General features: G+C 72.2%; 12 protein-coding genes, 1 rRNA gene and 1 pseudogene. 12 read left to right on the top strand and 2 right to left on the bottom strand.

Annotated features, from left to right (window positions below):
• Nucleotides 1-34: 34 nt before the first annotated feature.
• The 7 genes from O1G21_RS05790 to O1G21_RS41330 all read left to right on the top strand — a co-directional run bounded on the left by O1G21_RS05790 (nucleotide 35) and on the right by O1G21_RS41330 (nucleotide 7,073).
• Nucleotides 35-757 (top strand): CIS tube protein, encoded by a 723-nt coding sequence (locus O1G21_RS05790; RefSeq protein ID WP_270141366.1) that lies wholly within the window; start codon nucleotides 35-37, stop codon nucleotides 755-757.
• Entirely contained in the window at nucleotides 754-2,532 is a 1,779-nt protein-coding gene (locus O1G21_RS05785; protein WP_270141364.1) for a VgrG-related protein, read from the top strand. Before O1G21_RS05790 ends, O1G21_RS05785 begins: the two co-directional genes overlap by 4 nt.
• Before the next feature lie 71 nt (nucleotides 2,533-2,603).
• On the top strand, nucleotides 2,604-2,915 hold the full coding sequence (locus O1G21_RS05780) for a PAAR domain-containing protein (RefSeq protein WP_270141362.1): 312 nt from the start codon (nucleotides 2,604-2,606) through the stop codon (nucleotides 2,913-2,915).
• Nucleotides 2,912-3,337, top strand: coding sequence for a GPW/gp25 family protein (locus O1G21_RS05775; protein WP_270141360.1), 426 nt, complete (start codon nucleotides 2,912-2,914; stop codon nucleotides 3,335-3,337). Before O1G21_RS05780 ends, O1G21_RS05775 begins: the two co-directional genes overlap by 4 nt.
• Nucleotides 3,337-5,298, top strand: coding sequence for a putative baseplate assembly protein (locus tag O1G21_RS05770; protein ID WP_270141358.1), 1,962 nt, complete (start codon nucleotides 3,337-3,339; stop codon nucleotides 5,296-5,298). The genes O1G21_RS05775 and O1G21_RS05770 overlap by 1 nt, the downstream gene beginning before the upstream one ends.
• The gene (locus O1G21_RS05765) at nucleotides 5,295-5,861 is read left to right on the top strand and encodes a phage tail protein I (RefSeq protein ID WP_270141356.1); all 567 of its coding nucleotides are present in this window, start codon (nucleotides 5,295-5,297) and stop codon (nucleotides 5,859-5,861) included. Before O1G21_RS05770 ends, O1G21_RS05765 begins: the two co-directional genes overlap by 4 nt.
• Nucleotides 5,862-6,299: 438 nt before the next feature.
• On the top strand, nucleotides 6,300-7,073 hold the full coding sequence (locus O1G21_RS41330; protein ID WP_333493548.1) for a zinc ribbon domain-containing protein: 774 nt from the start codon (nucleotides 6,300-6,302) through the stop codon (nucleotides 7,071-7,073).
• A gap of 80 nt (nucleotides 7,074-7,153) precedes the next feature.
• On the opposite strand, the pseudogene O1G21_RS05755 reads toward O1G21_RS41330, so the two are convergent.
• A pseudogene (locus O1G21_RS05755) lies at nucleotides 7,154-7,243 on the bottom strand (TetR family transcriptional regulator); the annotation flags it as partial.
• Nucleotides 7,244-7,437: 194 nt separating this feature from the next.
• On the opposite strand from O1G21_RS05755, the gene O1G21_RS05750 reads away from it, so the two are divergent.
• Entirely contained in the window at nucleotides 7,438-8,148 is a 711-nt protein-coding gene (locus O1G21_RS05750) for a hypothetical protein (protein ID WP_270141353.1), read from the top strand.
• A 34-nt stretch (nucleotides 8,149-8,182) separates the two neighbouring features.
• On the opposite strand, the gene O1G21_RS05745 is transcribed toward O1G21_RS05750, so the two are convergent.
• A complete protein-coding gene (locus tag O1G21_RS05745; protein WP_270141352.1) occupies nucleotides 8,183-9,778 on the bottom strand; it encodes a phytoene desaturase family protein in 1,596 nt (531 codons plus the stop codon).
• Between the two features lie 107 nt (nucleotides 9,779-9,885).
• On the opposite strand from O1G21_RS05745, the gene O1G21_RS05740 reads away from it, so the two are divergent.
• The 4 genes from O1G21_RS05740 to O1G21_RS05725 all read left to right on the top strand — a co-directional run bounded on the left by O1G21_RS05740 (nucleotide 9,886) and on the right by O1G21_RS05725 (nucleotide 15,092).
• Entirely contained in the window at nucleotides 9,886-10,281 is a 396-nt protein-coding gene (locus O1G21_RS05740; protein WP_270141350.1) for a hypothetical protein, read from the top strand.
• Nucleotides 10,281-12,839 (top strand): DUF4132 domain-containing protein, encoded by a 2,559-nt coding sequence (locus O1G21_RS05735; protein ID WP_270141348.1) that lies wholly within the window; start codon nucleotides 10,281-10,283, stop codon nucleotides 12,837-12,839. Before O1G21_RS05740 ends, O1G21_RS05735 begins: the two co-directional genes overlap by 1 nt.
• A complete protein-coding gene (locus O1G21_RS05730) occupies nucleotides 12,839-12,979 on the top strand; it encodes a hypothetical protein (protein WP_270141346.1) in 141 nt (46 codons plus the stop codon). The genes O1G21_RS05735 and O1G21_RS05730 overlap by 1 nt, the downstream gene beginning before the upstream one ends.
• Nucleotides 12,980-13,576: 597 nt before the next feature.
• Nucleotides 13,577-15,092 (top strand): 16S ribosomal RNA (locus O1G21_RS05725).
• The last annotated feature ends 76 nt before the right edge of the window (nucleotides 15,093-15,168 follow it).

Below are 15,168 nucleotides of genomic sequence, written 5' to 3'. Positions count from 1 at the left end.
AACTCGGTGCAAAGACGAACACCTAAGGAGCAGGATGTCCCCGGCGGTCCCCGCGAGCGTCACCCGGGCCCAACTGACCATCATGGAGCCCCCGTCCACGGTCGGCGCCCAGCCCGGCGGCGCGATCGCGCGGCTTCCGCTGCAGTTCAACCCGGCGACGCTGGTGCTCCGCAAGACCACCGAGTGGCGGCGCACGCCGTCCCGGATGGCGGGCCAGTCGGCCTTGCCGGAGTTCGTCGGCAGCGGTCCGCGTTCGCTCTCGCTCGACGTGTTCCTGGACTCGACCGCGACCCACGACAACTCGGTGGAGCGGGCGGTGGAGCAGCTGATGACGGCCTGCGTGCCCACCCCGACGAGTCTTGCGCGCAAGACGCCGGCCAGTCCGTGGATCCGGCTGGACTGGGGCACCCTGACGACGACCTCGTTCAACGGGGTGCTGACCGGCCTGTCGGTCACCTACACGCTCTTCGACGTGGACGGCAATCCGCTGCGCGCGGTGTGTTCCCTCTCCATCGACGAGGCCAGCGTCGACCCGGCCGGGCAGAACCCGACCTCCGGTTCGCCGGAGGCGCGCAGCACCCACCGGGTGATCGCGGGCGACAGCCTGCCGCTGCTGGCCTGGCGCGCGTACGGGGACGCGACGGCCTGGCGCACCATCGCGGAGGCCAACGACATCGACGATCCGCTGGCCCTGGTCCCGGGCGCGGAGCTGATCGTGCCGGGGATCGACGAACTCACCCGGGGCGGTCGGCGATGACCACTCCCGAGGCCCGGGGCGGCCGCCCGTTCGCCGCGGATCCGGTCGTCGAGGCGCCCGGACCGCTGCCGCCGGTCTGGGCGGCCCAGCTGGTGTCCTGCGACATCGAGGATAGCGTGGGTCTGCCCGACACGGCGGTGCTGAGCTTCCGGGACGCGGACCACACCTTCCTCGCCGCGACGGGCATCACCATCGGTACCGCTCTGCGGGTGTCCGTGGTCACCGTGCAGGGGCACACCCAGGTGCGGCTGTTCACCGGTGAGGTGACCGCGCTGGAGCTGGAGGTGGACACCACGGGCTCGTACACCGTGCTGCGGGCCTCGGCGGTGACCCACCGGCTGATGCGCGGGCGCCGGGTGAAGGCCTTCCGGAACATGACCACCGCCGACATCGTCCGCGAGGTCGCCGCGGGCGCGGGCCTGGCCTGCGGGCGGGTCGACTCCTTCCCGGTGGTCCACCAGCAGCTCTCCCAGGCGAACGTCCCGGACTGGGAGTTCCTCCAGTTCCTGGCGCAGGAGAGCGGTGCGCAGGTGCGGGTCGACGACGACGGCAAGCTGGAGTTCGTCCGGCCGCAGCCCGCGTCCGGGGCGCCGGCCCCCGCCACGCCCGCGCCGCAGAACCCGCTGGTGCTGGAGTACGGCCGCAACCTGCTGGAGCTGCGCGGCGTGCTGACCGGCGCGGCCGGCGCGGACATCGTCGAGGCGCGCGGCTGGAACGTCACCACCAAGAGCGCCCTGGTCGCCGCCGAGCCGTCGCTGACCTCGCCGGGCGTACTGCCGGGGCTTAGCCCCTCGGTGGTGGCCTCCGCCTTCCCCGGCCCGGCGCGGCTCACCGTCGCCGACACCCCGTACCGCACCCAGGCGGAGACCACCGCGGTGGCGCGGTCGCTGGCCGCCTCGGTGGCCGCCGGCTTCGGCGAGCTGGAGGCGGTCGTCGAGGGCAATCCGCGGCTGCGGGCGGGCACCGCGGTCGCCCTGGGGAACGTCGGCGCGGCCTTCTCCGGCCGCTACACCGCCACCGGGGTGCGCCACCTCCTCGAACCGTTCCGCGGCTACCGGACCACCGTGCTGGTCAGCGCGGCGCCGGACCGCTCACTGGCCGGACTGGCGACCGGGGGCAACGCGCCGCCGCGCGGGCCGCGGATGCCGGGCCTGGCCGTCGCCGTGGTCACCGACGTCCGGGAGCCGGGCGACGGGCAGCGCGGCTGGGTGAAGCTGAAGTTCCCCTGGCTGGACGACAGTTACGTCTCCGACTGGGTGCGCACCGTGCAGTGGGGCGGCCACGGGGGCGGCGGCGTGGTCAGCCCCGAGGTCAACGACGAGGTGCTGGTCGGCTTCGAGCAGGGCGACCTGGACAGCCCCTACGTGCTGGGCGGCCTCTACAACGGCGTGGACCGGCCCTCGCCGCACGACGTGCCGCTGGTCGACGCGACCGCCGGGACGGTCAACCGCCGCTCGGTGGTGTCCCGTTCGGGTCACCGGCTGGAACTGCTGGACGTACCGGGCGGCAGCTCCGGCATCCGGTTGGCCAGCGGGAACGGGAAGTTGGAGGTCCGGCTGGACCAGCAGCACGGGGAGATCGTCCTGACCGTGCACGGCGCGGACGGCGCGGGGACGAGCACGGTGCGGCTCTCCTCCTCCGGCATCACCCTCGACGCGGGCACCGGCAAGGTCGATGTGCGCGGCGGATCGGTGACGATCCGGGGTACGACGGCGGCCACGGTGGACGGCGGGGCCCAGACGGTGATCAAGGGGGCGTTCGTGCACATCAACTGACCCCGAATCAATTCGCAAGCGGCCATTCGCGAGCAGCATTTCGCGAGCAACGGAAGGAACGGAGACCGTACATGCCCCCCGCAGCCCGGACCGGCGACCCCACCGATCACGGCGGCATCCTCGCCACCCCGCCGCCGGGCGCCCTCAAGGTGGAGACGGTGCTGATCGGCGGCCGGCCCGCCGCGGTGGTCGGCAGCCTGCACGCCTGCGTCCCGCACGTGGAGATGGGCCCCGCCAACCTGGTGGAGCCCGAACTCGGCACGGTCACCAGGGGAGTGACGCTGATCGGCGGACTGCCCGCGGCCCGCATGGGCGACAAGACCACCTGCGGAGCCACCATCGTCAGCGGCGCGTTCGACGTGCTGATCGGGGGAGCGGCGTGAGCGTGAACTTCATCGGCCGGGGCTGGGCCTTCCCACTGCGGGTGAACGCCACCGGCGGCATCGGCATGGTGGAGCGGGACCGGGAGATCGCGGAGGCCATCCGGCTGATCCTCGGCACCGCGCCCGGCGAGCGGCCGATGCGCCCCGAGTTCGGCTGCGGCATCCACGAGTACGTCTTCGCCCCCGGCGACAGCACCACCGCCGGGCGGATCGCCCGCGAGGTGCGGATCGCGCTCGAACGCTGGGAGCCGCGGATCGGCGTCGACGACGTGGTGATCGCCTTCGACCGCGTCGACGAGGGCACGCTCTACATCGACGTCCACTACACCGTGCGGGCCACCAACGACCGCCGCAACCTGGTCTTCCCCTTCTACACCATCCCGGAGTCCCCGGCCGTGGTCTCCCCGGAGGGGGTGAGCTGATGGCACTGCCCTCCCCGAACCTGGACGACCGCCGCTTCCAGCAACTCGTCGACGAGGCCAAGCGCTACGTCCAGCAGCGCGCGCCGGAGTGGACCGACCACAACGTCTCCGACCCCGGCGTCACGCTCATCGAAACCTTCGCCTACCTGGTCGACCAACTGCTCTACCGGCTGAACCGGGTGCCGGAGAAGAACTACGCCGCCTTCCTCGACCTGCTGGGCATCCGGCTCTTCCCGCCCGCCGCGGCCCGCGCCGAGGTCGACTTCTGGCTCTCCGCCCCGCAACCCGAGACCGTCCTGCTGCGGGCGGGCACCGAGGTCTCCACCCTGCGGACCGAGACCGACGACGCGGTGGTCTTCGCCACCACCGAGGACCTCCCGATCGTCCCCAGCGCGCTGGAGCGGCTGGTCACCGTCTCCGCCGCGGGCGAGCAGTCCGACGCCACCGCCCGGCTCGCGGACGGCGCCGACGTGCCGTGCTTCCAGCCGCGCCCGGCGGTCGGCGACGCCGTGCTGTTCGCCCTGCCCGCCGTGGTGCCGCGCTGCATCCTGGCCGTCCGGCTGGACAGCCGGGTGGAGGGCGTCGGCGTCGACCCGCGCCAGCCGCCGCTGGCCTGGGAGGTGTGGGACGGCGCGCGCTGGATCGGCTGCGAGACCGGCAGCGACACCACCGGCGGCCTCAACCGGCCCGGCGAGGTGGTGGTGTTCGTACCCGCCGGACACACCGCCTCGGTGGTCGCCGGCCGCCGGGCCGGCTGGCTGCGCTGCCGGGTCACCGAGCCGCGCCCGGGCCAGCCGTTCTACTCCGAGTCCCCGACCGTCCGCCGGGCCGAGGTCTTCACCATCGGCGGCACCGCGACCGCCGTCCACGCCCAGAGCGTCACCGACGCGCCGCTCGGCACCTCCGAGGGCGTCGCCGGCCAGCGCTTCCGGCTCGCCCGGCCGCCCGTCCTGCTCGACGGCGGGCCGCCGGTGGTCGAGGTCGCGGCCGGCGACGGGTGGCAGCCGTGGACGGTCGTCGAGCACTTCGGCGACTCAGCGCCCACCGACCGGCACGTGGTGCTCGACGCGACCACCGGCGAGTTCCACCTCCCGCCCGCCGTCCGGGAACCCGACGGCAGCCTGCGCGCCTTCGGCGCGGTGCCGCCCAAGGGCGCACGGCTGCGCGTCCCGCACTACCGCACCGGCGGCGGAACCGCGGGCAACGTCGCCCGCAACACCATCACGGTGCTGCGCAGCTCCGTCCCGTACGTCGCCCGGGTGGACAACCGCGAGGCGGCGAGGGGCGGGGTCGACGGCGAGACCGTGGAGAACGCCAAGCTGCGCGCCCCGCACCAGCTGCGCCTGCAGGAACGCGCCGTCACCGCCGGGGACTTCGAGCTGATCGCCCGGCAGGCCGCGCCCTCCGCCGCCCGGGTCAGCTGCGTGCCCGCCGCCGACGGCGGGGCCGGGGCGGTGCGGGTGCTGGTGGTCCCCGACGCGGTGGCGGACGAGGGAGAGCGGCTGCGGTTCGAGCAACTCATCCCCGACGAACAGGTGTTGGCCGCCGTCGCGACCGCCCTCGACGAGCGGCGGCTGATCGGCACCCGGATCCTCGTCCAGCCCCCCACCTACCAGGGCGTCACCGTGGTCGCGCGGCTCACCACCCGCGCCACCGACCCCGACCGGGTCCGCGAGGCGACCCTCGACGCCCTGTACCGCTACCTCAACCCGCTGCGCGGCGGCGCCGACGGCTCGGGCTGGCCGTTCGGCCGGGCGGTGCAGTACGGGGAGGTGTTCGCCGTGCTCCAGCGGGTGGCCGCCGTGGCGGGGGTCGAGGAACTGCGGCTGTTCCCGGCCGACCCGATCACCGGACGCCGGGGCGCCCCCGCCGAGCGGGTCGAAGTCCCGCCGGACGCGCTGGTCTTCTCGCACCAGCACCAGATCGTGGTCACCGCGGCCGCCGAGGACGGGGCGTCATGACTCGCGGCGCCGTCCCAGGGCTGCCCAGCCCGCACCCGATCGGCGAGCTGCTGCCCGCGCTGTTCGCCGACGACGACCTCGCCCAGCGCTTCACGGCCGGCCTGGACACCGTCCTCGCCCCCGTCTTCGCCACCCTGGACAACCTGCCCGCCTACTTCCGGCCGCGCCTCGCGCCGGCCGACTTCCTGGACTGGCTGGCCTCCTGGCTCGCGGTGGACGTCGACCCGGCGTGGCCGGAGCAGGTGCGCCGTGCGGTGGTCGAGCGCGCCGTGGAACTGCACCGGTGGCGCGGCACCCGACGCGGACTCGTGGAGCGGCTGCGCCTGGTGCTGGGCGCCGGTACCGAGATCACGGACGGCGGCGGGGTCTCCTGGACGACCACCTCCGGCGGCGCGGCACCGCTGCCCGCACCGGGCGGTGAGGTGCTGATCCGGGTCTGGCCGCTGGGCGGTGCGGGGCTGGACGAGGAGCAGGTGCTGTCCGTCGTCCGGGCCGGCTGCCCGGTCCACCTGAGCTGCCGGGTCGAGATCCTGCCCGGTCCACCCGGACGAGCGGAGGGCTGAGCGATGCCGGTGTGCCCCGACTGCGGAACGGCCAACGGGGAAGGGGACGACTTCTGCGGCAACTGCGGTGCGTACCTGGGGTGGTCGCGTACGGCCGCTGCGGTGCCCGCATCTGCGCCTGAGCCTGAGCCCGCACCCGCGCGTACGCCTGAGCCTGCGCCCGAGCCCGCCGCACCCGCCGTACCCGAGACCGCGCGCACCGAGTCCACCTGGCGGAACGTGTCCCGAAGGGTCACCGCGCGCAGCAGGCGGAACCAATCGCCCGTCCCGGACGCCGCGCCGCCGACCGATCCGGTCCAGGAACCCCCGGCCCCGCCGGCCTCCGAACCGGGCCCGGACCCAGCTCCGTCGTCGCCGCCCGCTCCCGAACCGACCCCCGCCCCCGAACGGACCTCTACCCTCGAACCGACCCCTGCCCCCGAGCCGCAGGCCGACCCGGTGGCCGTCCAGCCCGCCAAACCCGTCGCACCGCGCCCCGTCGTCCGGGCGTCCGCGGCCGACGAGGCCCAGGACGGCCCGCCCTGCCCCCGGTGCGGCACCTCCAACCTGCCCGAGCGGCGGTTCTGCCGCCGCTGCGCGGCGCCGCTGACCGTCACCGCGGCCCCACCGAAGCTGCCCTGGTGGCGCACCCGTTGGCCGTTCCGCCGCCGGGTGCGGATGGGCGGCTCGGGCAACGCGCTGCGCCGTACCATCGCGCTGCTCGTGCTGGCCGCGCTGGTGGTGGCGGGGGTCCTGCTGTACCCGCTCGGCCTGAGCACCTACCAGGACGTGCTGGACAAGGTCCGGGGTACCGCGCCGATCACCCCGTCGCTGACCTCGGCGAGCGCCGCCGTCGAGGGCCATCCCGCGACCGCGGCCGACGACGGCCTCAGCAACACCTACTGGGGAGCTCCCGCGATCGGGGACTCCATCAGCTTCGGCTTCCGCACCCCGTTCCGGCTGGTCGACCTGATCATCCACACCGGCGACTCCGCGGACCCGGAGCACTACCGGCAGCAGGCCCGCCCGCTCGTCCTGTCCCTGGAGGTCACCGCCTCGGACGGGGAACTGCACCGCAAGCAGATCACCCTCAACGACCAGCCGGGCCCGCAGACCGTGGCGACCGGGATCAGCGACGTCGTCCAGGTGAAGCTCACCGTCCGCGAGGCGGCCGGCACCGGCCCCGGCCGCACCATCGCCCTGGCCGAGGTGGAGTTCTTCAAACGGACCTGAACGCTGCCGTGCTCCCTCCGCGCGGGGCGGCGGGTGTCAGCCGGCGGGCTGGTCGTGGGTGGAGCAGCGGATGCCGCCGCCGCGGTGGACACGCCCGCCTCGGCGGCGAGCTCCCCCACCCGCAGCCCGCGCACTCCGCGCCGCGCGATCACCCGCGCCGCTGCTTCCATGATCGACGTTTTACGACGAGGCCCCGCGGCGACTTTCGGACAAGATGGGTCCCCGGGCGGAATTCCTGGATCCTCCGCTGAACTTTCACGTTGTCACCACCTAAGGTGACTCTCGCTCCGCCGCCGACGGGCCGTTCGGCAGGCCCGTTCGACGGGGCACCCCATTCCCCTCAACACCCTGGAGCGCAGCGGACATGATTCTGCGTCAGCTTTGGAAGCGCCTGGCGGCGCCGGTCGTCGGCCGAGGAGCCGGCGCCGTAGCGGCGGCGGTCGCGCTGGTCGCGGCCGTCGCCCTGGGCGGCACGGTCTCCGGCATGTCCGTGGCGGAGGCCAAGCCCGCCTGGGGATTCGCGGGCAAGTGGGCCTGCTCCGGGCAGCCCGTCGCCGCCGGGAACGTCATCACCGACCACGACCCCGCGGGCTGCGGCGGCTGGGGCTCCTGGTACCAGCAGCCGGCCAAGGACGGGATCTGGACCTGCTCCGGCTCCCCGGTGGTGGCCGGCTACGTGATCACCGACCACCTGACCTCCGGCTGCCGGGGGATGGGCGCGTGGCGCCACAACCTCGCCCACGACGGCATCTGGACCTGCTCCGGCTCGCCCGTCGTGCCCGGCTACGTCATCAGCAACCACCTGCGAGCCGGCTGCGGCGGCATCGGCGCCTGGCAGCACACCCACCCTCACGACGGGATCTGGACCTGCTCCGGCTCGCCGGTGGTCGCCGGGTACGTGATCACCGGGCACATCACGGCCGGCTGCGACGGTGCCGGGGCCTGGCGCCACAACACCGCCCGTGCGGGCCTGTGGACCTGCCCGGGTTCGCCCGTCCCGGCCGGCTTCCGGTCCACCCTCTACAACGCCGGCGCCTGCGACGGCCTCGGCGGCTGGGTGCTCGCCCGCGCCTGACGCGCTGGGCCGTCCCAGCTGTCCCGGCGCCGGGTCAAGGAGCCGGGTCCGCCAGGACGGCCTGCGCCGCGTTGTGCCCCGGGATGCCGCTGACGCCGCCACCGCGAACGGCGCCCGCCCCGCAGAGCAGGACGTTCGGGTGGGCCGTGGCCACGCCCCAGCGGGCGGCGGCGTCCAGCGGCTCCTCGTCGGTGAAGGGGAAGGCGAGATCCCGGTGGAAGATGTGGCCGCCGGGGAGCCCGATCTCCCGCTCCAGCTCCGGCGGGGTCCGGGCCTCGACGCAGGGCCGTCCGTCGGCGTCCGTGGCCAGGCAGTCGGCGATCGGCTCGGCCAGCACCGCGTCCAGCTGCGCCAGGCTCGCGGCCAACGCGCGCTCCTTGGCCGCCGGATCGGCGAGGCCACCGGAGCCGCCGAACAGCCGGGCGGGCATGTGCAAACCGAACAGGGTCAGGGTCTGGAGCCCCTGCCGGGCGGCCTCCGGGCCCAGGATCGACGGGTCGGTGAGTGTGTGGCAGTAGATCTCGGACGGCGGCGCCGAGGGCATCCGGCCGGCCAGCGCCTCGGTGTACGCGGTCTCCAGCTGGCGGTAGCCCTCGGCGATGTGGAAGGTCCCGGCGAAGGCCTCGCGCGGGTCCGCGGCGGCGTCCCGCAGCCGCGGCAGGCGGCGCAGCACCATGTTGACCTTCAGCTGGGAGCCCTCCGGCGCGGGCCCCGGATCCTCGCCCAGCAGCCGGGCCAGGGTGGCCGGCGCGGCGTTCACCAGGACCCTGGGCGCGGCCACCGTCACCTCGCCGTCCCGGTGCCAGTACGTCACCTCGGCGTCGCCGTGGCCGTCGGTGGCGACGGCGGTGACCTCGCAGCCGGTCCGGACCTCCGCGCCGGCCGCCAGTGCCGCCTCGGCCAGTGCGCCCGTCACCGCGCCCATCCCGCCGACCGGGACGTCCCAGTCGCCCGTTCCGTTGCCGATCACGTGGTACAGGAAGCAGCGGTTCTGCCGCAGTTCGGGGTCGTGGGCGTGGGTGAAGGTGCCGATCAGCGCGTCCGTCAGGACCACCCCGCGCACCAGGTCGTCCGTGAAGGTCCGCTCGACGGTCTCGCCGAGCGGCCGCTCGAACAGGGCCGTCCAGGCCGCCTCGTCGCCGACCCGTCGGCGCAGCTCGGCGCGTGAGGGCAGCGGCTCGGTGAGGGTCGGGAACACCCGCCGTGCGAGTTCCCCGGTCACCCCGTAGAAGCGCTGCCAGGCCCGCCACTCCCGGTCGCCGCCGGTCAGCGCCCGGAACGACTCCCGGGTGCGGCCGGGGTCGCCCGCGTCCACCAGCAGCCCGGTGGGCTTCCCGTCCCGCACGGTGGGGGTGTAGGAGGCGATCCGGCGCCGCCGCAGCTCCAGCCGCAGCCCGAGGTCCCGGACCACCTTCCGCGGCAGCAGGCTGACCAGGTAGGAGTAGCGCGACAGCCGGGCGTCCACGCCCGGGAACGCCTGCGCGGAGACGGCGGCCCCACCGACCCGGGGCAACCGTTCGAGGACCAGCACCCGCCGACCGGCCCGTGCGAGGTAGGCCGCGGCCACCAGTCCGTTGTGCCCGCCGCCGACGATCACGGCGTCGTACCGGGAAGACACGATCGTGGTCATCCGGTCACGGTACGCCACCCGGCCGGGCCGGGGAACAGGTGCGCACGACCCCGGATCCCGCCCCGCGGCGGGCAGCAGTGTCGGTGCCGGTGGTTATGGTCTTCGGCATGGCGACAGTGATCTTCGTCGACGAGACGACATCGGGGGTGCGGCGGGACGCGTGGCGGCTCGCCGTGGCGGAGGAGCGGTTGACGCTGCGTGAGCTGCTCCGCCGCCGGGTGCACCAGGAGGTGGCCGAGCACAACGCCCGCGGCCCCGAGGTGTTCCACGGCCTGGTGCAGCCGACCCGGGCCGAGCGGACCCTGAACGGGTACCGCCGGCCGGTGGAGGACGGCCCGGTCGACCCCGAACGGCAGTTCCTGAGCGCCGTCGAGGCGTTCGGCCGCAACGGCTTCCTGGTGCTGGTCGGCGACCGGCAGGTCGAGGATCTGGACGCCGAGCTGGACCTGCGCACCGACACCGAGGTGTGCTTCCTGAAACTCGTTCCGCTGGTGGGTGGCTGATGACGGCGACGACCGATCCCTTCGACTCCGCGGCCGCCCGGCTGCTCGACGCGCTCGACACCGGCCACGTGGACGGCATCGTCACGGCGCTGTCGGAGGTCGACGCCGCCATCGGGGGCGACTGGTCCGACGAGCGGGTGCAGCCCGTCCGCGAGCGGCTGCTCGGGCTGCACCGGAACACCCGGGCCGCGCTGGTGGCTGGCCTGGTGAACTGGTCGCTGATGCTCTGGCGGCCCGTGGAGACCGAGAAGATCCGGCAGGAACGCAGCGCGCTGACCCGGCTGGCCGCCACGGTCTCCCGGGGCCTTCCGCCGGAGCCGGCCCGGGAGCTCCGCGAGGACCGGCTGCACCTGATGGGCCGCCAGTGGGTCATCGCCGAGCTCCACGAGGCCGAGGTGCTGGTCAGTGAGGAGCTCGCCGCGGGCCGGCCGGTCGACGCCGCGGTGGTCGCCGCCGTCCGCCGCAGCGCCCTGCACGTCCGGCCGCACCACAGCCTCGTCGTCGACCTTGCGGCCGCGCTGACCGAGCCGCTGCTCAGCCCCGGCGAGGCCTGGGCCGACCAGGTGCTCGCGGACGTCGCCGAGCTCGACGGGGGGCCCGATGGGGAGCCCGATCCGGCCGGGGGAGGCGACGGTGCGTGGACGGCCCTGCTCAAGCACGCCCTCGAGGTCAAGGCCGCCAAGCCGACCGCCCGTTGGGAACGGACCGGGCGGACGCTGCTCGACGCGGTCGGCCCGGAGCGGGCCCGCGAGCGGATCACCGCATGGCTCTCGCTGGTCGGCCGCCCGCGCACCCTCGAACTGGTCGCGGATCCGAACGGCGCGGGCGCCAACCAGCTCGACCCCCACAACCTGGACGCGCTGCGCGGAATCGCCCTGCTGCTGCCCCTGGCCCCGGCCCATCCCGACAGCGCCCGGGTGCTCGGCCGACTGGTCGAGTCCACGCTGCGCAAGGTGCCCGGCATCGGCCCCCAGGCGCCCAAGGTCGCCAACGCCGCCGTGCACGCCCTCGCCCGCCTGGACGGTGAGGACGGCCTCGCCCAACTGGCCGTCCTCACCACCCGGGTGACGTACAAGGGCACCGTGAAGGAACTCGACAAGGCACTGCGGGACCGGGCCGCCGCGCTCGGCCTCAGCCGGGCCGAGATCGAGGAACTCGCCGTCCCCAGCTACGGATTGACCGATCCGGGCCGAGGCGTCGAGCCGTTCGGCGACGCCCGGGTGGAGCTGCTGGTGGAGGGCACCAGGCTCCGGCAGGCCTGGTACAACGAGTCCGGCCGCCCGGTGAAGTCCCCGCCCGCCTCGGTGCGCCGCGAACACGCCGACGCGCTCAAGGAGTTCAAGTCCGCGGTCAAGGACCTCGAAAAGATGCTGACCGCCCAGTCCGAGCGGCTGGAGCGCCAGTTCCTGGCCCGGCGCAGCTGGCGGTACGGCCCTTGGCGGGAGCGGCTCCTGGACCACCCGCTGGTCGGCACGCTGGCCCGCCGACTGATCTGGACCGTCGACGGCACGGCCTGCGCCTGGCTGGACGGCGCCCTGCGCACCCTGACCGGCGACGAGCCCGCGCCCGCCGCCGACGCCCCGGTCGAACTGTGGCACCCGGTCGGCCACCCGACCGGGGAGGTGCTCGCCTGGCGCTCCCTGCTGGAACGGCACCAGGTCGTCCAGCCGTTCAAGCAGGCGCACCGGGAGGTCTACCTGCTCACCCCCGCGGAGGAGCACACCCGGGTCTACTCCAACCGCTTCGCCGCGCACGTGCTGCGCCAGCACCGGTTCCACGCGCTGGCGGGCGTGCGGGGTTGGCACAGCCAGCTGCAGTTGGCCGTGGACAACTCCTTCCCCGCCCCGAAGCGCCTGCTGCCCGAGTGGGGGCTGCGCGCCGAGTTCCGGGTGAACGGCATGGACGCGGACTGGGGTGAGACCTTCGAGCACCTGGGCACCGACCAGGTGCGCTTCTACCCGATCGACGCCCCGGAGAACCTCACCCAGGCGGGCAGCGGCCAGCTCGGCCCGTTGATGCGGCCGGGTGTCCGGACACCCGAGCCGGTGCCGCTCGCGGAGGTGCCGCCACTGGTACTGAGCGAAGTGCTGCGCGACGTCGACCTGTTCGTGGGGGTGTGCAGCGTCGGCAACGACCCGACCTGGTCGGACGGCGGGCCGGAGGGGCGCTACCGCGACTACTGGCAGTCGTACGGCTTCGGCGAGTTGTCGCAGAGCGCCCGGGAGCGCGGCGAGTTGCTGGCCCGGCTGCTGCCCCGGCTGGCGGTGGGCGAGCGCTGCACGGTGGAGGGCCGCTTCCTGCAGGTCCGCGGTGACCTGCGCACGTACCGCATCCACCTGGGTTCGGGGAACGTCCTGATGACACCCGACGACAGCTACCTCTGCATCGTGCCGGCCCCGGACGGGCCGGCCGACGGGAAGCCCGGATCGGCGGACGGGCCGTACCTGCCGTTCGAGGGGGACCGGATGCTGGCGGTCATCCTCAGCAAGGCGGTCCTGCTGGCCGATGACACGGCGATCACCGATCCGGCCATCACCGGTCAACTGGGGCAGCGCTGATGGCTGGGCGACGCCCGGGTGGGCGGGAGTACGACGCCAGTTGGCAGTGCGCCAACGCCGTCAACCTCGTCCGCGACCCGGTGAACCGACACAGTGACACCCACCGGATGGCCAACAGCGGCGACCGCCCGTTCCGGTAGGCGCCTCCTCGCCCGGGGCCGCCGACCCGCCTCTGTGGTGGCCCCGGGCAGGGCGTTTGTTTCGAGGGCTGAGTAGGGGTACTGTCTCCCAGTCGCTCGGCAGGGAGCACCGGACACGCAGGCAACGGCGCGGACGGTCCCGGGGTGGCCAATCCACGAGAAACACTGCTTGTCGTTTCGGCATGCTTGTTTATCGGGATTGCGGTCGGACTCGGCTGGATTCGCTTTTCGAAGCGGAGGTCGGCTAGAGTTTGAAACGTCGGACGGGGCGTCAAGCGCCGGAAGACAGCAGCGAGTTGGATGACGAAGCCCCGGAAAACGGGGCGGAAAACGTCTGATAAGCTGGGAACACGAAAGAACGAAGCGCCCGGAGGGCCCGCTGGAAGGCGGTCCGAAGGAAGCGTCCGTTCCTTGAGAACTCAACAGCGTGCCAAAAGTCAACGCCAGATATGTTGACATCCCCGGCCTCGGTCATTGTGATCGGGGTTGGAGATTCCTTTTGAAATAACACTAGCGAGGACGCAGTGCGCGGGGCCGCCCTATTCCGGTGGTTGCCGTGCCGCTCAACGCGGGTGTGGACCCGATTACGGGTAAACATTCACGGAGAGTTTGATCCTGGCTCAGGACGAACGCTGGCGGCGTGCTTAACACATGCAAGTCGAACGGTGAAGCCCTTCGGGGTGGATCAGTGGCGAACGGGTGAGTAACACGTGGGCAATCTGCCCTGCACTCTGGGACAAGCCCTGGAAACGGGGTCTAATACCGGATATGACCTTCCTCCGCATGGGGGTTGGTGGAAAGCTCCGGCGGTGCAGGATGAGCCCGCGGCCTATCAGCTTGTTGGTGGGGTAATGGCCTACCAAGGCGACGACGGGTAGCCGGCCTGAGAGGGCGACCGGCCACACTGGGACTGAGACACGGCCCAGACTCCTACGGGAGGCAGCAGTGGGGAATATTGCACAATGGGCGAAAGCCTGATGCAGCGACGCCGCGTGAGGGATGACGGCCTTCGGGTTGTAAACCTCTTTCAGCAGGGAAGAAGCGCAAGTGACGGTACCTGCAGAAGAAGCACCGGCTAACTACGTGCCAGCAGCCGCGGTAATACGTAGGGTGCGAGCGTTGTCCGGAATTATTGGGCGTAAAGAGCTCGTAGGCGGCCTGTCGCGTCGGATGTGAAAGCCCGGGGCTTAACCCCGGGTCTGCATTCGATACGGGCAGGCTAGAGTGTGGTAGGGGAGATCGGAATTCCTGGTGTAGCGGTGAAATGCGCAGATATCAGGAGGAACACCGGTGGCGAAGGCGGATCTCTGGGCCATTACTGACGCTGAGGAGCGAAAGCGTGGGGAGCGAACAGGATTAGATACCCTGGTAGTCCACGCCGTAAACGTTGGGAACTAGGTGTTGGCCACATTCCACGTGGTCGGTGCCGCAGCTAACGCATTAAGTTCCCCGCCTGGGGAGTACGGCCGCAAGGCTAAAACTCAAAGGAATTGACGGGGGCCCGCACAAGCAGCGGAGCATGTGGCTTAATTCGACGCAACGCGAAGAACCTTACCAAGGCTTGACATATGCCGGAAACACCTGGAGACAGGTGCCCCCTTGTGGTCGGTATACAGGTGGTGCATGGTTGTCGTCAGCTCGTGTCGTGAGATGTTGGGTTAAGTCCCGCAACGAGCGCAACCCTTGTTCTGTGTTGCCAGCGAGTAATGTCGGGGACTCACAGGAGACTGCCGGGGTCAACTCGGAGGAAGGTGGGGACGACGTCAAATCATCATGCCCCTTATGTCTTGGGCTGCACACGTGCTACAATGGTCGGTACAAAGGGCTGCGATGCCGTGAGGCGGAGCGAATCCCAAAAAGCCGGCCTCAGTTCGGATTGGGGTCTGCAACTCGACCCCATGAAGTTGGAGTTGCTAGTAATCGCAGATCAGCATGCTGCGGTGAATACGTTCCCGGGCCTTGTACACACCGCCCGTCACGTCACGAAAGTCGGTAACACCCGAAGCCGGTGGCCTAACCCTCTGGGATGGAGCCGTCGAAGGTGGGACCAGCGATTGGGACGAAGTCGTAACAAGGTAGCCGTACCGGAAGGTGCGGCTGGATCACCTCCTTTCTAAGGAGCACATGGCAGCTTCGGGCGAACGTCCCGGAGTGCTCGCTCATGGGTGGAACGTTGACTATTCGGCACA

The organism is Kitasatospora cathayae (assembly GCF_027627435.1).
GTDB classification, from domain to species: domain Bacteria; phylum Actinomycetota; class Actinomycetes; order Streptomycetales; family Streptomycetaceae; genus Kitasatospora; species Kitasatospora cathayae.
The sequence above is the reverse complement of the archived record's forward strand: the minus strand, read 5'-3'. Positions and strand labels throughout refer to the sequence as shown.